The sequence below is a fragment of the Clostridium vincentii genome (genome assembly GCF_002995745.1).
Taxonomy (GTDB): Bacteria; Bacillota; Clostridia; order Clostridiales; family Clostridiaceae; genus Clostridium; species Clostridium vincentii.
In genome coordinates this window covers 25,231-45,287 of record NZ_PVXQ01000012.1, presented here as the reverse complement: position 1 = coordinate 45,287, position 20,057 = coordinate 25,231, and the positions used below count along the sequence as shown (strand labels likewise).

General features: G+C 31.3%; 13 protein-coding genes. All 13 read right to left on the bottom strand.

Annotated features, from left to right (window positions below):
- Positions 1–38: 38 nt before the first annotated feature.
- Positions 39–842: an aminotransferase class IV gene (locus CLVI_RS07225; protein ID WP_106059448.1), complete on the bottom strand. Its 804-nt coding sequence runs from the start codon at positions 840–842 to the stop codon at positions 39–41.
- A 28-nt stretch (positions 843–870) separates the two neighbouring features.
- Positions 871–1,509 carry an HAD-IB family hydrolase gene (locus CLVI_RS07220; protein WP_106059447.1) on the bottom strand — a complete coding sequence of 213 codons (639 nt, stop codon included), beginning with the start codon at positions 1,507–1,509 and terminating at the stop codon, positions 871–873.
- 100 nt (positions 1,510–1,609) lie between these two features.
- Complete coding sequence (locus CLVI_RS07215; protein ID WP_106059446.1) at positions 1,610–2,806, bottom strand: pyridoxal phosphate-dependent aminotransferase; 1,197 nt, start codon at positions 2,804–2,806, stop codon at positions 1,610–1,612.
- A gap of 155 nt (positions 2,807–2,961) precedes the next feature.
- Entirely contained in the window at positions 2,962–3,345 is a 384-nt protein-coding gene (locus CLVI_RS07210; protein WP_106059445.1) for a DUF1292 domain-containing protein, read from the bottom strand.
- Between the two features lie 134 nt (positions 3,346–3,479).
- Positions 3,480–6,980 (bottom strand): pyruvate:ferredoxin (flavodoxin) oxidoreductase, encoded by a 3,501-nt coding sequence (gene nifJ / locus CLVI_RS07205; protein ID WP_106059444.1) that lies wholly within the window; start codon positions 6,978–6,980, stop codon positions 3,480–3,482.
- A 241-nt stretch (positions 6,981–7,221) separates the two neighbouring features.
- On the bottom strand, positions 7,222–8,298 hold the full coding sequence (locus CLVI_RS07200) for an undecaprenyldiphospho-muramoylpentapeptide beta-N-acetylglucosaminyltransferase (protein WP_106059443.1): 1,077 nt from the start codon (positions 8,296–8,298) through the stop codon (positions 7,222–7,224).
- A gap of 35 nt (positions 8,299–8,333) precedes the next feature.
- The gene (recJ, locus tag CLVI_RS07195) at positions 8,334–10,103 is read right to left on the bottom strand and encodes a single-stranded-DNA-specific exonuclease RecJ (RefSeq protein WP_106059442.1); all 1,770 of its coding nucleotides are present in this window, start codon (positions 10,101–10,103) and stop codon (positions 8,334–8,336) included.
- A gap of 30 nt (positions 10,104–10,133) precedes the next feature.
- Positions 10,134–10,679, bottom strand: a complete 546-nt coding sequence (locus CLVI_RS07190) for a DJ-1 family glyoxalase III (protein ID WP_106059441.1) — start codon at positions 10,677–10,679, stop codon at positions 10,134–10,136.
- Between the two features lie 24 nt (positions 10,680–10,703).
- The gene (locus CLVI_RS07185; RefSeq protein WP_106059440.1) at positions 10,704–13,616 is read right to left on the bottom strand and encodes a DNA topoisomerase IV subunit A; all 2,913 of its coding nucleotides are present in this window, start codon (positions 13,614–13,616) and stop codon (positions 10,704–10,706) included.
- Positions 13,617–13,634: 18 nt separating this feature from the next.
- A complete protein-coding gene (locus CLVI_RS07180; protein WP_106059439.1) occupies positions 13,635–15,584 on the bottom strand; it encodes a DNA gyrase/topoisomerase IV subunit B in 1,950 nt (649 codons plus the stop codon).
- Between the two features lie 148 nt (positions 15,585–15,732).
- Complete coding sequence (locus tag CLVI_RS07175; RefSeq protein ID WP_106059438.1) at positions 15,733–17,124, bottom strand: glycosyltransferase family 2 protein; 1,392 nt, start codon at positions 17,122–17,124, stop codon at positions 15,733–15,735.
- 355 nt (positions 17,125–17,479) lie between these two features.
- Positions 17,480–18,826 (bottom strand): NADP-specific glutamate dehydrogenase, encoded by a 1,347-nt coding sequence (gdhA, locus tag CLVI_RS07170; RefSeq protein ID WP_106059437.1) that lies wholly within the window; start codon positions 18,824–18,826, stop codon positions 17,480–17,482.
- Between the two features lie 170 nt (positions 18,827–18,996).
- Positions 18,997–19,971, bottom strand: a complete 975-nt coding sequence (locus tag CLVI_RS07165) for a rhomboid family intramembrane serine protease (RefSeq protein ID WP_106059436.1) — start codon at positions 19,969–19,971, stop codon at positions 18,997–18,999.
- Between the last annotated feature and the right edge of the window lie 86 nt (positions 19,972–20,057).

Sequence of the window (20,057 nt, the reverse complement as noted above, 5' to 3'; positions counted from 1 at the left end):
TAAGAATTAATATTGTAATATGCCCTATTAATATAAATTTAAACATTGATTTGTCGTTTTATTGTATCTTCAAATAAAATCATAAGTTGTCGTAACAATTTATGATTAATATTATATTTTATATCATTAACATCACTAATAGGTAGTATATTAGGTGAAGTACCTGAAATAAATAATGCGTCAAATTCTTCTATTGTATCTGCATTTACATTTCCTTCACAAACTTTAATATTGTTCTTTTTTGCTACATTTATTATTTCTGTCCTAGTAACCCCTGGCAAAACTAATTCAACCCTAGATGTAAATAGTATTTCATCTTTAATTAGAAAAATATTAGATTTACTTCCCTCTGTTATATTATTATCTTTATTTACCAAAATAGCTTCAAAAGCATTCTTCTCTTCAATCTTATCTTGAACATCTTTTCTAAAATTATTATTTATTATTTTAGCATTTGGATTTGTTCTTTCTCCATAGTAAAGAATGGTCTTTACTCCTAACTTATACATATCAGTTGTTGGATATGAGTGTTTTATGCAGAATATTCTTAAAACTTTTTCTTTACTCTTAAAAGTAATTTTCAGATTTCCTTCTCTTACCTTATTTGATTCTATTAATAGTTCTATATCTTTTTTAAGAGAATATTTTGTCATTTTAAATTCTGTATTACTTAATATACAAGAGTTTACCATTCTATCATAATGACTTTCATAAAAAAGTACTTTTCCCTCTATAACACGGATTACTTCATATATAATATCTGTTCCTTCTTGATTTTCCCAATTATCAATACCCCTTGTCTTTCCATTTTCTATATAGAATATTCCTATTGCGTCTTTCATTTTTATTCCTTCTTTCTTTGATTGTACCTTATTTCCATCTTAATATTTCAATTTGATGTTTCTTCTTATAATTAATTAAATAGGGTTTACCCACTAATTCAAACAAAGGCTTATCCGATAAAGAATCCGAAAACATATACGATTCTTTAAAATCTACTTCTATTTCTTTTTCTTTTAATACTTCCTTTAATCTAGTTACTTTTTCCTCACCCTTGCAGTTATTTCCATTCATACTTCTAATAAAATTACCATCTTTAAAATCAAACCTTGTTCCTATAACCATATCCACATCATTTATTGCATATAATTCTTGTAAATAAAATTCTGGAGAAGCAGATATCAGATAAACATCATATCCTTCGCTCTTCAACTTTTTCATCATTTTCAATGCATCACCATAAATAATTTTACTTAATCTATTTTTATAAAATCTTTTTGTAAGTCTTTGCATCTCTTTTTCATTAAAACCTTCTAAAAATTTAAGAAAGCTTTCTTTCACTCTTTTCTCATCATAAAATCCTAAAATGTACATACCACCACTAAACAATGCCCTGGGTAAAAATCTTATGTTTCTTTTATCTTCCTTTATAGTGTATTTATACAATTCCATAAGTGTTTCCTTTTTTGTTATTGTATAATCCACATCAAATATTGCTAATCTTTTCATTCTCTTCCCTCCTGAATCCTTATAAATCTATTATATGCCAAATAACATATAAATAACTCTTTATATGTTAATAGCGAAGCATTTGCTCCGCTATTTATTGTTATTTTCTGATTTTATTTAAAAAACTTTCAATTCTATCTAATCCTGCTTTTATTTGTTCCATCGATGTAGCATATGATAATCTTACATACATATCAATTCCAAATCCGGCACCAGGAACCACAGCAACCATTTCTTCCTCTAAAAGCACCTGAGAGAAATCAACTGAATTGTTAATTTCCTTATTATTAAACTTTGTATTTAGAAAATTTTCAATATTTATCATAACATAGAAAGCTCCTGATGGTTTAATACAACTTAATCCTTCTATTTTTGATATTCTATCTAGCATATAATCTCGTCTATTTTGAAATTCTACTACCATCTTATTTAATTCTCTATCCGAGCCATTTAATGCAGCTACAGCAGCATATTGAGCTATTGAATTTGCATTAGAGGTCATGTGGCTTTGAATAGATGATATAAGTTTTATTATATCCATATTTGCTGCAGCATATCCAATTCTCCAGCCTGTCATAGCATAAGCTTTAGATAAACCATTTATTACTATTGTTCGATTATAACTATCCTCTGATAAAGACGCTATACTTATATGCTCTTCACCATCGTATATTAATTTTTCATATATTTCATCTGAAATTATTATTAACTCTTTTTCTTTAGCAAACTTTGCTATAATTTTTAACTCCTCTTTAGAATATATTGTGCCAGTAGGATTGTTCGGACTATTTATTATTATTGCTTTTGTTTTATTTGATATAAATTTATTTAATGATTCCAATGTAAATTTATAGTTATCCTCAGCTTTAGTTTTTACAATCACTGGAATACCATCTGCTAATCTTATCAGCTCTGGGTAACTAACCCAATAAGCTTCTGCGACTAAGACTTCATCCCCAGGATTTAAAATAGCCATAAAGGCATTTGCTAAAGATTGTTTTGCGCCAGTTGATACAACAATCTGGTTTGGACTATATATTAATTCATTGTCCTTTTTAAGCTTATCACATACAGCTTTTCTAAGTTCAATAATTCCTGGAGTAGGGGTATATTTCGTTTTTCCTTCCTCCATTGCTTTTACGGCTGCATCAATAATGTGTTTTGGCGTATTAAAATCTGGTTCTCCTACTCCAAAGCTTACAACATCATTTCCTTTTTCAATTAATTCTTTAGCCTTTGTTGTAATTGCTAAAGTAATTGATGGCGTAATACGTTCCGCCTTTCTTGAATAATCCATTTTCTTTCCTCCATTATCACTTTTATTGAAAATTTATCTTCTTTAATATATAAAAAATATAGCATTATTATTGAATAATGTAAATGTAGGTTTTCGTTTTCACCTAAATATTTATGAATTTATACAAAAAAAAGAGTGGAAATACCACTCTTCTTTTATTTTCCAACTAATTCATCATTATAATAAGTTGAAACTCTATTGAATTCTTCCTCTTCAGGAACTACTAATTCTTCTCCAACTGATTTAAACATGTATACAGAATCATCCTCTGGGCTTTGAGCTAATAGATACTCATTTTTTTCAAATTCAAAAGTGTCTATAATCGGACAAGATACTATATTTCCATCATCATCTTCTAAATCAATTACAAAATCATCATCATGTCCACAATCGCAATCTTCTCCACAATCGCAGTCTTCATTGCTATGATCGTGATCATTCCCACAATTGCATCCTTCTTCGTTATTCTTATGGTCATTACCACATTTACAACTTTCTTCTTCTTGACCATTACAGTCCTTATTTAATTCTTTATCCATTTTCATTACCTCCTAGATTTTCAAGTGTCTGTTCATTGTAACCTTAATTAATATAAAATAAAAGCACTATTTTTATTTAACTTTTAATAAATAAAAAGAAGTGGGCTAAAGCCCACTTCTTTCTATTTTTAAGACTATTCAGCTAATTTCTTGTATCCTGCTAGTCTTTCTTTTGCGTCTTGATGAGTCTTTTCAAATAACCCATCTGCTTGTTCTGGGAATGCCTTTGCAAGTGAAGCATATCTAACTTCACCCATTAAGAATTCCTTAAAGTCTGCAGTTGGTTCCTTAGAATCTAGTGAGAATGGGTTTTTAGTACCCTTTAATTGTGGATTATATCTATACATTGACCAATATCCGCATTCAGTAGCTCTCTTAGCTTCTAATTGACTGTTACCCATACCAATTTTAAGTCCATGATTAATACATGGTGCATAACCTATGATTAATGATGGTCCCTTATAAGCTTCAGCTTCTGCTATAGCCTTAAGAGTTTGGTTCTTGTCTGCTCCCATATTAACTTGAGCAACATATACATAGCCATAAGTCATAGCCATCATACCAAGATCCTTCTTCTTAGTTCTCTTACCGCTTGCAGCAAACTTAGCGATTGCAGCAGTTGGAGTAGATTTAGAAGATTGTCCACCAGTATTTGAGTACACTTCTGTATCAAATACAAATATATTTACGTCTTCTCCTAATGATAACACATGGTCAACTCCACCGTATCCGATGTCGTAAGCCCATCCATCTCCACCAAAGATCCATTGAGATCTCTTAACGAAGAAGTCTTTTTCTTTTAAGATTGCCTTAGCTTCCTTAGTGTCAAGTTTTGCAAGAGCAGCTTCTAATCTATCAGATCTATCTCTTGTTCCTTCACCGTTATCAACATTTGCTAACCAGTCTTCTGTAGCAGCCTTAGCTTCACCGTCTATTCCAGCTTCTAAAGCAGCTTGACAGTTTCCAGCAACTCTATCACGAATAGCCTTAACTCCTAGGAACATTCCTATTCCATATTCAGCATTATCTTCGAATAATGAATTAGCCCATGCTGGACCATATCCTTTATGGTTCTTAGTGTATGGAGTTGAAGGAGCAGATCCTCCCCAAATTGATGAACATCCTGTTGCATTAGCAATCATCATTCTATCACCAAATAATTGAGTAATTAACTTAGCGTATGCAGTTTCTCCACAACCAGCACATGCACCTGAGAATTCAAGTAATGGTTTTTCAAATTGACTACCCTTTACTGTAAGTCTGTTCATTGGATTCTTTTTAGGTGTAACTACATCAACAGCGTAGTCAAAAGCTTCCATTTGATCAGATAAAGTATGTTGAGGTTGCATTATTAATGCATTAACTGGACAAACTTGAGCACAGTTTCCACAACCAACACAATCAAGTGGCGTAACTGACATGAAGTACTTTAATGGCTCTTCTGATTTCAATCCCTTGGCATCTACAGCCTTTAATGAAGCTGGAGCATTTTTAGCTTCTTCTTCTGTTAAAAGTACCGGTCTAATTGCAGCATGTGGACATACAAATGCACATTGGTTACATTGTATACACTTATCTGATTGCCATGCTGGAACATTAACTGCGATTCCTCTTTTTTCATAACCTGCAGTACCTGCTTCGAAAGTACCATCTTCCATTCCCATAAATGTAGAAACTGGAAGTGAATCTCCTTCTTGTCTGTTCATTGGAATTACTATATTTTTAACAAAGTCTGACTTCTTCTTAGTATCAACAACTTCTTCATCAACAGCGTCTTTCCATGAAGCTGGAACTTCTATCTTAACAAAGGATTCAACACCCTTATCTATAGCTCCATTATTCATATCAATAACTTTTTGTCCCTTTTTACCATAAGAAGAAATAACAGAATCTTTTAAGTACTTGATTGCATCTTCAACTGGAATAATGTTTGCTATTGTAAAGAAAGCAGCTTGCATTATCATGTTGATTCTTCCACCAAGACCTATTGATTGAGCTATACCTACAGCGTTTAATGTATAAAATTCTACATTGTTTTCAGCCATATATCTCTTATATGCAGCTGGTAACTTAGTTTCAATTTCTTCTGGAGTCCATATTGTATTTAATAAGAACTTACCATTTGGCTTTAATCCATCAAGCACATTATATTTATTTACATATGATTGATTAGAACAAGAAATAAAATCAGCCTTGTTTATTAGGTATGGTGATTTAATTGCCTTCTTACCAAATCTTAAGTGAGATACTGTAATACCACCTGATTTCTTAGAATCATAGAAGAAATATCCTTGAGCATACATACTTGTATGGTCTCCAATAATCTTTATAGCACTCTTATTAGCTCCAACAGTACCATCTGATCCTAGTCCCCAGAACTTACAAGCTGTAGTTCCTTCTGGTGTAGCATCTATATCTGCAGTAGCTTCTAATGATGTATGTGTAACATCATCAACTATAGCAATTGTAAATCCATTTTTTGGTTCAGCCTTAGCTAAATTATCATAAACACCTGCTATATGAGATGGATTTGGATCCTTTGAACCTAATCCGAATCTACCACCAACTATAACTGGAGCATTCTGTGTTCCGTAAAATGCATTTTTAATATCTAAGTATAATGGTTCTCCAGCAGATCCTGGTTCTTTAGTTCTATCTAAAACACCAATTGTCTTAACTGTGCTTGGAATAACCTTAAGTAATTTTTCTATTGAAAATGGTCTGAAAAGTCTTACTTTAACTACTCCGACTTTTTGTCCATTTGCATTTAAGTAATCTATTGTTTCTTCACATACATCAGTAACTGAACCCATAGCGATAATTATTCTATCTGCGTCTGGTGCACCATAGTAATCGAAACAATGGTATTCTCTACCAGTTAACTTAGTAATTTCTGCCATGTAGCCTTCAACTATATCTGGTACTGCATCGTAGAACTTATTAACTGATTCTCTTTCTTGGAAGTATATATCAGCATTTTGTGCTGTACCTTTAGTAACAGGATGGTTTGGATTTAATGCTCTTGCACGGAATGCGTCAAGCGCATCATAATCTACTAGCTTAGCTAGTTCATCATATTCTAAAACTTCGATTTTTTGAATTTCGTGAGATGTTCTAAATCCATCAAAGAAATTACAAAAAGGTACTCTAGACTTAATAGCTGCTAAATGAGCAACTCCTGATAAGTCCATAACTTCTTGAACTGATCCTTCAGCAAGCAATGCAAATCCAGTTTGTCTTGTTGCCATAACATCTTGGTGATCACCAAAGATATTTAAAGCTGAAGTAGCTAGAGCTCTTGCTGATACGTGGAATACACATGGAAGCAATTCTCCTGCTATTTTATACATGTTAGGAATCATTAATAATAATCCCTGTGATGCAGTGTAAGTTGTTGTTAATGCTCCAGCTTGTAATGAACCGTGGACTGCTCCAGCCGCTCCACCCTCTGATTGCATTTCCATAACTTTTACTGTTTGGCCAAAAATGTTTTTTCTTCCTTGAGCTACCCATTCATCAACGTATTCTGCCATCGCTGAAGAAGGTGTTATAGGATAGATTGCTGTAGCTTCAGTAAATGCATATGAAATATGAGCTGCTGCAGTGTTTCCATCCATAGTTTTCATTTTTCTCATCGTGTGACCCCTCTTTTCAAATTATTAAAGATAAATATATTTAACAACTTCTATAATAAATTCAAATACCTAAAACTAATTTTAAGCTATTACTAATCTAGCCATAAAACATTGTTAAAATATTAACTTTTAGTTTCCTAATATAAAACCTACCTCTTATATTATATAACACTGGTTCAATTTTGCAAGTCAATTTGCCAAAGTAAGACAATCTTACTCTACTTTTTCACCTTATAATAACCTAATTATTTTTTACAACGTGCAGAATAACTTGTACTACTGCATCATTACCAACCTTATCCTTACCCTGACTCATATTTTTTATTAGTTTTCTTTTATTTTCTTTTAATTCTTTGATTTTACGAATAAAACTTTCCTTGCTTATATCTTCTTCTTCTAATACTAAAGAGTAGCCTTCTTTTTCAAAGGAATTTGCATTTAATATCTGATCTCCTCGGCTAGCTTTTCTTGATAAAGGTATTAGTAACGTAGGTTTCTTAAGAGCTAAAAACTCAAAAATAGAATTTGCTCCAGCTCTTGAAACAATATAATCTGCTACAGCCATTAAATGAGGCAAATCTTCACTAACATATTCAAATTGAAGGTATCCTACAACATTTATGAACTTATTATCAATATTCCCCTTGCCACAAATATGAATTATATCCCATTCATTAATCAATTCATCTAAATTCTCTCGAATAACATCATTAATAACCTTAGACCCCAGGCTTCCCCCCATAACAAAAAGAACTTCCTTTTTTCCTGTAAATCCGCATATATCAAAACCTTTTAATCTTGAGCCTTTAAATATTTCTTCGCGTATAGGACTTCCTGTAAGTACACCTTTATTTCCTTTTATATATTGCAAACTTTCTCTAAATGTCACACAAACTTTATCACTAAAAGGTGCTGCTATTTTATTTGCAAGACCTGGAGTTATATCCGATTCGTGGCAAATTACAGGTATTTTTTTCATAGATGCTGCAATTACTACAGGCACTGCTACAAATCCACCCTTTGAAAAGATAATATCCGGTTTTTCTTTTGATAATATTTTTCTAGCATCAAGTATTCCCTTTAAAACTTTAAAGGGATCAGATATATTTTTAAAGTCAAAATACCTTCTTAACTTACCTGATGAAATTTCATAATAAGGTATCTTTTCATTCTTTATTATTTCTTTTTCAATTCCATCCTTACTTCCTATATATGAAACTTCAAATCCATTTTTCTTAAGGCTTGGAACTAAAGCTAAATTGGGAGTAACGTGTCCAGCCGTTCCTCCCCCTGTCATAATTATTTTATATTTACTCAAAAAAATCACTCCTAAAATCTAAAACCTATTAATTGCTAAATTCTTAAATTCTTTATATTTAATTGCACTGTCCTATTTCCTTTATATTCGTTAATTGAAGGATAATAAATTATATCCATATTAAAATTAGCATAACCATCATCTATAAGCTTTAGAAAACTTTCTTCTCCAAACCTATCTATAAATCCCTCTTTAAAATCCTCATATTTATCAAAATTTATTCCTTCAATAAATCCTTTTCCATTTAAGTTTTCAAATCTAAATTTAATAAAGGTTTTATCTCGTCCCATGAAAAACATTCTTGTTACCCTTAACCCTTTAGCTGCAAGGAGAGGACTACTATTCTCTTTACCAAAAGGCCTTAGCTTTTCTAAATTATGGATTAATCTTTCATTAACTTTTTCTATAGGAAGAGGTGAATCTATTCTTATAACCGGTATTATGTCTTCACTACTTAAAGGACAATTTTTAATTAATGATTCTTTTAATAAGGGAATGTTTTCTTCTTTAATAGAAAGACCTGCTGCCATAGGGTGTCCTCCGAACTTCTCTATGTATTGTTTACTTTTATTAAGTTCTTCAAACATATTGTAACCTTCAATGCTTCTACCTGACCCCTTAGGCATATCTTTTCCTCTAGTTAAAATAATTGTAGGTCGATTATATCTTTGTCTTACCCTACCTGCAACTATACCAGCTATACTTTCATGAACTTCTCCATCATAAACAAGTATAACCCTTTCTTTCTCATTAAATTCCTTCTCTATTTTTTCCATAACTCTCTCAACACTTTCAGATGTCAAATCTTGCCTAAGCTTATTTAAACTATATAGCTTTTTTGCAAGCTCTAAAGCTTTGTTTTCATCCTTTGTTATTAATAAATCCACCGATAAATCCGCTGTTTCTAGCCTTCCTGTAGCATTTATCGTAGGACCTAGAATAAATCCAAAATGATATTCTCCAATTACTTTATCTTCTAAAGCAGTTTCCTTAATTAATGCTTTTAATCCCATGTTAGGATTCTTATTTATTATTCTTAATCCTTCTTTTAGGATTATTCTATTTTCTCCTAAAAGTCCTACCACATCACAAACAGTTGCTATAGCTGCATATTGATACAGCTCATTATAATCATCAAAACTTCTACCTATTTCTTCAATTAGACACTTAGCAAATTTCAATGCAACTCCTGCACCACAAAGCTCTTTAAATGGATATGCACAATCCTCTTGCTTTGGGTTTATAACTGCGTCTGCCTTAGGAATAAGAAATTCCCTTACTCCATTTTCATCTCTATATGGTATATCATGATGGTCAGTTATTACTACCCTCATCCCTAATTCTTTAGCTAAATCAACCTGCTCCATTGCGGAAATTCCATTATCACAGGTTAAAATAATTTCTGTACCCTCTTCACTTAATTTTCTTATTCTATTACTATTGATACCATAACCTTCATCTTCTCTGTTTGGTATGTAATAGCTTACTTTTGCCCCAAGACTCTCTAAAGTTTTATATAAAATAGTTGTGCTACATACTCCATCACAATCATAATCTCCATAAATTATGATTTTTTCTTGTTTTTCAATTCCTTCTTTAACTATGTCTACTCCCTTTTTCATGTCTTTCATGACTATACCATCTTCTAAATCATCAACAGTTCCATTAAGAAAAAGAGAAGCTTCTTCTTTATTTCTAATTCCCCTATTAGCTAAGAGTCTTATGGTTAACAGGTCTAAGTCTATCTCACTTTTTAACATATCAAACTCATTCTTTTTATTGATAACCATCCATTTTTCCTTCAAAAGCTCCCCACCTTTCATATTTAACTATTTCTAATATAATTTATATAACATTGCCTTACTAATTTCTTTATAATTATCATATCCTAAAACTTCTAACAATTTGTAACTAAAACTCATAGCTGTAGCTGGGCCTCTACTTGTTATAATATTCCCATCAACTACAACCTCATCTTCTTTATAGTTACAGCCCTTAAGTTCTTCTTTAATCTCTGGATAAGAAGTTACATTTCTTCCACTTATTACATCAGCTGCCGCTAAAACTATAGGGGCTGCACATATAACACCCATTAATTTATTATTCTCATTAAAATATTTAACTGCATTAATTACTTTTTCACTGTTTTTTAAATTAACAGAACCTGGCATACCGCCTGGCATTACTATTAAATCATATTCTTTTATATTATCACTTATTACCTTATCACATTTCACTTCTATATTATGAGCGCCTATAACGCTTAACTTTTCAAGGCTTACCATATCACAGTTAACTTTTGCACGTCTCATAATATCTACTACTGTTAAAGCTTCAATTTCCTCAAAACCTTCCGCTAATAATACAGCTACTCTTTTCATAATATTAATATCTCCTTTAAAATTCTATTTTAAGCTTACGCTTTTAATTTCATCATCCATAAGAACAAATATTATATTATTTCCTCTACCTGCTCTATTTTGCAATTTTATATCAGACAAGAATACTTCATTAAGTTCTTTATTTTTTGATACTATTTGAAATTTATACTTCTCAAGGGCGGTTATTGCTATTTCCCCAGTATCTTTTTGTTCCATAGTAACAAAACATTTCGCAAATAGAATCTCATCATCATCTTTAAGACTCATTCCTGTAACTCCTGATGAAATTTTACCCATAGCATTTACATTATTAACTGGGAATCTTATAGCCATTCCTTTTTTAGTTATCATAACCAGATGGCCTATATTTTCCTTTGCAATATCTACCGAAACAACCTCATCATCTTTATTTTTAAATTTATATGCTTGTTGAATTAAGTAATCTCCATCAAATTCCTTTAAAATAGTTTTCTTTACAAAACCTTTTTTAGTAAAGATATATATTCCAAGTGTTTCATCGAATTTTTTTAGTGAAAATAATGCTACAACTTTTTCCGTGCTTTCTAAACCATTAACTAAATTATTAATTGACACTTCATTTTTTATCGCTTCTTGAATCAAAAATGCTGCTATTTTTATAACTCTTCCCTTATTAGTAAACATCACAAGTTGACTCTTTGAATCTGTATTTACTTTTAAAGATTGATTTTTATTAGCTTTTCCAAAAGCTTTTAATGCTCCCTTAGCTGTAACTCCTACTGTATATTCAACAAATTCCATTGCATCCGCATATTCTACAATTTCTACTTCATCATTAATGGATAAATTAAACAACTGCGTTCCTAATATATTTCTTGGGGAGTCCTCAAGCTTAGGTATTTCTAGGGTAAACTCTAGACCTAACTTACTTTTAACCTTTAGGAATTCTCTTTCATCTTGAGCGAAATCTACCTTTATTAATTTCTCTTCCGGTCTTAGCTTAGTTCCTTGAAGTTTTGAATAGGTAGTTGCAAATTTATCAAGTGAACTCTTTTTCATACTTCCCTTATTCGTAAATAAGCTTATAACCATATTAGGACTAAAAACATCTACGGATGAAATACCTACTATTTTTTCTTTTTCAAGATTAATAGTTTTTACTATAACATCCAGCTTTTCCCCCTTATCCTTCCATTTACACTCTGGAATATTAACACCTCTAGTCTGATACATATTCCCATTATCCATGAAAATTATAAAAGTATCCTTGGTATTAGATTTCACAAGGTACTTTAATTCATCGCCCTCTCTATAATCTATATCTTCAGGTTTAGAATTCGATCTTATATAATTTTTTTGAGGAACTCTTTTAATAAATCCATCTTTTGATAAAGTTATCATTACATCCTCTATCACCATTACATCCTCTATATCAATTTTAGCTTCACTATCATCCTCTACTATCCTTGTTCTTCTAGCATTGCTAAACTTTTCACTAACTTCTCTAAGTTCTTCTTTTATTACCCTTAATAATTCTTTATCCTGCGATAAAATCTTCTTTAACCTTTTAATTGTTTTTTCTAGTTCTTTATACTCTTTTTCGAATATAGTTATTTCTAACCCAGTTAGTCTATAAAGCATTAATTCAAGAATAGCTGTAGCTTGAGCCTCCGAAAAACCAAACTGCGCCATTAGATTTTCTCCTGCGTCCTTCTTGGACTTAGATTCTCTAATGGTTTTAATAACTTGATCTAATACCTCAATAACCTTTATAAAACCTTCTATTATGTGAAATCTTTTTTCAGCTATATCTAGCTCTTTTGTAGTCCTTCTAGTTACTACATCTCGTCTATGATTTACATAATGAGTTATTATTGTCTTAAGACTCATAGTCTGAGGCTTACCATCTGCAAGTGCTACCATATTAAAGCTTATATTACACTGAAGTTCTGTCTTTTTAAATAAATATTTTAGGATTTTATCAGCAGTAACTGCATCTACAGATTTCTTAAATTCAATTACTGCACGTGTACCGCTTCTATCAGATTCATCCCTAATGTCAGTTATACATTCTAATACCTTTGCATGTCTCTTATCTCCTGTCATTTCTGATATATATTGAAGAAGCCTTGCTTTATTTTTCTTATAAGGAAATTCTGTAATTACAATTCCCATTCTATCGTTTTCTAATTTTTGAATTTCTGTCTTAGCTCTACAAGTTACTTTTCCCTCACCAGTTTCATATGCTGAAAGCAAAGAATTTTTTCCTATAAGAATGCCTCCTGTTGGCAAGTCTGGGCCTTTAATATACTGCATAAGTTCTTTAGTTGTTATTTCATGGTTATCTATGTATGCTAGTACGCCTTCTGTAACCTCACCAAGATTATGTGGCGGTATATTAGTCGCAAGTCCAACAGCAATACCAAATGTCCCATTAACTAAAAGGTTTGGGTATCTACTTGGAAGTACTTTGGGTTCTAGCTCACTATCTGCATAGTTAGGTACCATATCAACAGTATCTTTATCAATATCTCTAATCATTTCCATGGCAATAGGAGACAGTCTAGCTTCTGTATATCTCATAGCAGCTGCACTATCTCCATCTACTGATCCCCAGTTACCATGACCATCCATAAGGGGCTCTCTTGTTGAAAAACTTTGAGCTAATATTGTCATGGCATCATAAACTGATGAATCTCCATGAGGATGGAACTTACCTAGAATATCTCCAACTATTCTTGCAGATTTAAAATATGGTTTATCCGGAAATGCTTTAAGTAGATAAGATCCATATAATATTCTTCTATGAACAGGTTTTAATCCATCTCTAACATCTGGTAGAGCTCTTTCCTTGGCTACCTCAATGGCATAAGGTAAATAATTATCTGGCATTGCCTCTTCTAATGGTATTACAACTATATTTTTATCCTTAGGGATTATATTAACTTTCTTAGCCATAGTTTTCTCCTCTCTTGTCTAGAATTCACCATACTTGTACATATAGTTTCTTCTAGGTTCAACAACATCACCCATAAGAAGTGATACCATTCTTTCTGCTTTTGCTGCATCATCTATAGTAACTTGGAAAAGGGTTCTACTCTCTGGGTTTAATGTAGTATCCCATAATTGGTCTGGATTCATTTCTCCAAGACCCTTATACCTTTGAATAAGAGCTCCTTTACCTATCTTTTTCTTGCTTATTATAAGGTCATCTTCATTATAAGCATAATCATGAACTTCTCCATTTTTAGTATTTCTGTATACCTTATATAAAGGTGGCTGTGCTAAATAAAGATGTCCATTAGCTATTAAGGGCTTCATATATCTATAAATATAAGTCATCCATAACGTTCTAATATGATATCCATCCACATCAGCATCACTCATTATTATTATTTTATCATATTTTAACTCTCGTTCCTTATAGTTATCTAAGGTACCAGTTCCTACTGCTGTATTAAATATCTTCAATTCCTCTGAGGCTAGTACATTCTCAAGCTTCTGCTTTTCTGTATTCATAATTTTTCCTTTAGAGGGCATTATTGTTTGGAATCTTCTATCTCTAGCCTGCTTTGCAGAACCTCCAGCTGAATCTCCCTCAACTACAATAAATTCATTTACAGTTCTATCCTTTTGAGTACAGACAGCGACTTTCCCTGCTAATGGTGCAGTTCCCTTACCTATTTTTTTCTTTTCAGCATCATTAATTTTCTTAATTTTTTCTCTTCTTTGTGCTGCTTGAAGAGCATTACTGATTAAGCTTGTTGCAAGAGTTTTATTATCCTCTATCCATTCTGATAATCTAGTATACGCAAGATCATTCATCATTGTATAAGCTTCACTATTACCAAGTTTAGTTTTTGTTTGTCCCTCAAAAATCGGATTATTTATTTTAATTCTAAGTATGGCAGTCATACCCTCTCTTAAGTCGTCACCTTCAAATTCCTTGTCCTTTTCTTTCACAAGCCCTAATTTTTTAGCTCCTTCTTTAAAAGCTCTTGTCATACCAGTCTTAAAACCAGTTTCATGAGTTCCAGCTTCAGTTGTAGGGATATTGTTTACATAGCTTGCAATATAATCTGCTGTTGAATCTGTAAATTGCATACAAACTTCACCATACAGCTGCAAGTTGTTAACGGTTCTATCTCCATCAAAAAGAATTGGATTTGGATGAATAGTAATTTTACTTTCATTTAAATAATCTATAAAATCTAAAAGTCCTCTTTCAGAATAATATTCTTTACTTGTTTCTTCATCATTTCTTCTATCTATTAATTTAAGTCTGATTCCCTTGTTTTGAAATGCTAACTCTTGTAGCCTTTCATCTATAACATCTAATCTAAAATCGATATTCGAAAATATTTCTGTATCAGGCATAAATGTTATTATAGTTCCTGTATCATTAGCCTCTGAAACTATTTCAAGTTTTGTCACTGGAGTTCCTGGCATTTCTTTCTTCAACTTTTTATCATAGGCATATTCAAATCTTTGTCTATAAACATTACCATTTTGATGAACCTCAACTTCTAACCACTTTGACAAGGCATTAACAACTGCTGCACCTACACCATGTAGTCCTCCAGAAGTCTTATAATTTTTATTATCAAATTTTCCTCCAGTGTGAAGTTCGGTAAATACCATCTCTACACCACTTGTCTTCTTAATTGGATGAATTCCAGTTGGTATTCCGCGACCATTATCTATTATAGTTAAACTTTTATCCTTATTCAAAATAACTGTTGCTAAATCTCCATAACCGTTTGTTATTTCATCTATGGAGTTATCCAGTATTTCCCAAACGCAATGATGAAGTCCCTTACTTCCAGTAGAACCTATATACATCCCAGGTCTAACTCTTACTGGCTCTAACTTCTCTAAGGAAGTTAAGTCTGTAACATCATAGGTATTAGTAATTTCGTTGCTCATATTATTCCTCCACATTATCTAGCGTTATCCTCTTTAAAACTGCTTGTGTAATCTCTAATTTAAAATATACTTTTTTTTATCTATTATGTCAAAGCAATAATTAAGGCGAAGCTTTCTGATTAAACAGTGCTTCGCCTTTAAATTTCATTTAATTAACGTCATATACCTCTACGTTTCTTACATGTTTAGTTGGATTCCATTCTTTATTATTCTTTCTTAATATTCCTTGAATAGTTATTGGTATCCAAGTTACTGTGTAAATACTGTAAAGTAAAAATCTTATAAAAAATATCACTGATTTCTTACCTAAAATTATTAAAGTAGCTAATAAAAATGTTGCGTAGAATGCAAAATTAGCTCCTATCATAAACATTCCACTTTGTCCCTTTATTATTAAAGGCATAATAATAATATTACTTGAAAATAATACCATCATAGCAAAAAATCCTTTAGATATCTTTTTATCTAAAATAAGTATTACTGGTGTAATTATAAATTGAACTAAAGCAAATATTTGAAACCCTACATTACTAAATAAATCACTTACAATAAAAATATGATCCCCACTTGGTGCGTATGCTTGTATTATTGTAAGAACAGCTGCAACTCCTATTAATAAGGTTACAAAAGGTTGTAATACATAAAGTGCTGCATCAAATATATACCATTTTCTTTCCTTTACAGCTTTTTTCATAAGCTTCAAGCAATACCTAGATGCTACATCTGTAAAACCTTGCATCCATCTTCTTCTTTGTATCCAAGACTGCTTTAATTTTAATGGTTTTTCATCATAAATTTTAGCATCATAAGCCAATCCTACTTTCTGACCACTTAAAACTATTTTGCAAGTAAATTCTAAATCCTCAGTTAAACATGTAGCTCCCCAGCCTAATTCTTTAAGGGTTTCAGTTGCTATGGAAAAACCTGTCCCTCCTATTTGATTAGATAATCCAATATTATTTCTTGAAAGTTGGAACAGTCTATTTTGAGACCAAAAGGCTATTGAATAGGAAGTTGCAATCCAAGAATCATTAGGATTTTTACTATCTATGTAACCTTGTACAACTTTATACCCTTGGTTCATTTTAGAATTGATTTCTTTTAAAAAGTCCGAATGAACTAAATTATCAGCATCGAATATAGCTATAGAATCATAACTTTTATCCATTTTAAAAAGTTTCTCAAACATCCATTCCAAAGCATATCCTTTTCCTCTTTTATCATCTACATTTCTTTCACATACTGTAACATTATAACCTTTAGCTATTTCTGCGGTCTTATCTGTACAATTATCGGCAATTACGTATATATCATATAATTCCTTTGGGTAGTCTTGTTTTTGCATACTTTCTATAAGGTTTCCTATTACTATTTCCTCATCATGAGCTGATACAATCATAGCAAATTTATTGTTTGGTGTGTAATCTTTTATATCCTTTTTTCTATACACTCCAAAAAAGCCCAATACTAGGTAATATCCTGTAATTAGAAAGACAAATATTTGAAAAGTCGCTGTTACTGTATATATAATATCTCCCATTATATTCACTCCTATTATAAATGAAATTATAATTTCATTTACTCTTATTATCCTTTTTTTAGTCATTATACATCTATATTACTATAGTGCAATTGCTAAAAAAAATCAAGTATATAAATCTTAATTTTATGTGAATTTATCTCTATTTATAGTTTGTCTATTAATATTTTTCATATTACAAATATTAATGGTAGTTTACCCTCTGTATATATGTATTTTACAGTTTTTGTGAAAATTAAATAACTATTCTCTTTAAAATATATCTCTTGGATTTCTGATTTATTCTAGAAAAATAAAAATACCAAAATAAGATTCTAATAAAAGATCCTATTTTGGTATTATTAATTAAATTATTTTATACTATGCCTTGAAGCATCATTGCATTTGCAACCTTCATAAAGCCTGCTATATTTGCTCCAACAAGAATATTTTTTTCTTGATCATATTCCTTTGCAGCTTCACTTGAATTTTTATATATATTTTTCATTATTAGTTGAAGTTTCTCATCTACTTCTTCAAATGTCCATGATAACCTCATACTATTTTGTGACATTTCTAGTGATGAACAAGCTACTCCGCCTGCATTTGCAGCCTTTGCTGGTCCAAATAGCAATCCATTACTTTGGAATACTTCAATAGCTTCTAAAGATGAAGGCATATTAGCACCTTCTGATACAGCCATTGTACCATTCTTCACAAGTATTTCTGCTGACTGCTTATCTATTTCTCCTTGAGTCGCACATGGAAGAGCTATATCACATTTTACTTCCCAAATTTTTCTACAGCCTTCAACATACTGAGCTGTTGGAACCTTCTCTAAATATTCTTTAATTCTACCTCTTTTAACTTCCTTAATGTCCTTAACTACATCTATATTAATTCCATTTTTATCATAAATATATCCATTAGAATCGCTTAAAGCAACAACCTTTGCACCTAGTTCAGTTGCCTTTTTAGTTGCATATATTGCAACATTTCCAGAACCTGAAACTACTACAGTCTTTCCTTTAAAGCTATTTCCATTATCCTTTAGCATCTCTTCTGTGAAATAAACTAATCCATAACCTGTAGCTTCTGTTCTAGCCAAACTACCGCCATAACTTAATCCTTTTCCAGTAAGAACACCTTGATCATTAGCTCCTGCAAGTTTTTTATAATATCCATACATAAATCCGATTTCTCTTCCACCAACACCGATATCTCCAGCTGGAATATCAGTATCGAGTCCTATATGTCTATATAATTCAGCCATAAAACTTTGACAGAATCTCATTACTTCATTATTTGATTTACCCTTTGGATTAAAATCAGAACCACCTTTTCCTCCACCAATTGGAAGTCCAGTTAATGAGTTCTTAAGTATTTGTTCAAATCCTAAAAATTTTATTATACTTATGTTTACTGAAGGATGTAACCTTAGCCCACCCTTATAAGGTCCTATTGCACTATTAAATTGCACTCTAAATCCTCTATTAACATTGACAATCCCCGCATCATCAACCCAAGGTACTCTAAAAATAATTTGTCTTTCTGGTTCTATAAATCTTTCTAAAAGTCCTGCTTCTATGAATTCAGGATGCTTATCAAATACAGGTACCAATGATTTTAATACCTCTGTTACAGCATCATGGAATTCTTTTTCGCCTTCATTTCTACTTTTTACAATTTCTAATACCGATTGAACATATTCTTTTCCATTCATATTTTTACATCCCCTTAACAATAAAATTAATTTCACCATCTACTATGATACACCAACTAAACACCATTCCAAAACAATATAATAACATAAATGTTATTATATTGTAATTTTATTTATTATATTTAACTATTTTATCCAAATAAAGTAGTTAAAAAAAAGAGGCTAAAGTATTACTTTAACCCCTTTTTCAAACTTCCACCTAGAAAAACTGTTCCTATTATTATTCCTACTATTAGACCTCCGATATGTCCATAATTATCAATATTAGGCAATGTCATTCCAATATATAAATTCACTCCTATAACCATTAGCAAGCTCTTAATTGCACCTTTTTTCAAAGAATCTCTATTCTTTACTGCAAATATAAATAATGCTCCTAAAAGTCCAAATATTGCTCCAGAGGCTCCAATAGACAATGTATTTGGCAACATATAATAACTAAGAAAACTAGATCCTATTCCAGCTAAGAAATATATACCTATATACTTCCACTTTCCATAAATCTCTTCAATTTGGGGTCCTATTGAATATAAAGCATACATATTAAAGGCTATATGAATAATACCTCCATGAAGAAAGCTAGCAGTAACTAGTCGATAAACTTCTCCTTTGTCAATTAAAGGACCAAACTTGCCCCCCAAATCTAAAAGAACTTGCCCATCTATATTCATGATGTTCTTAGACATTATGGCACTCACTATAAATAAAATTATATTAATCCCTATAATGCCTAAGGTTATACTCATTGTTTTTAGTTCTCGTGTTTCTTTTTCTTTTACCAATAAGCTCATAGTGATATTAGCAAGACTTTTAGAGTCTTCATCACAATAAATAATCCTTTTTTCTCTAATATTCACTACAGCCTTTGAGGTAGTTCCATTTGTTGCGGAAAAGTATTCTCCATCAGATAAAACAATAATATGTAATTTATAGTTTTGTCCTATAGTTTTTAAATATTCGTCGGCTTCGGATTGAGTACTATCTGCATGCTTATCATCTGTTATAACAACAGCATAGAGTCCTTCATTTAATTTTTTTAGACTTATCCAATTATCAGACTTACCTTGTAAACTTCTATATTGATTCATATAGAAGCCTTCATTTTGGGTAAGATAATTAAATATTTTTTGTTCGTTTTTATTCATACTTATCTCCTATTGCCTTAGGCACATGAAAAGAAATAGACAAGGCATACCTTTGTTATTTTTTTGATTGTGCCTTTATTTATTTC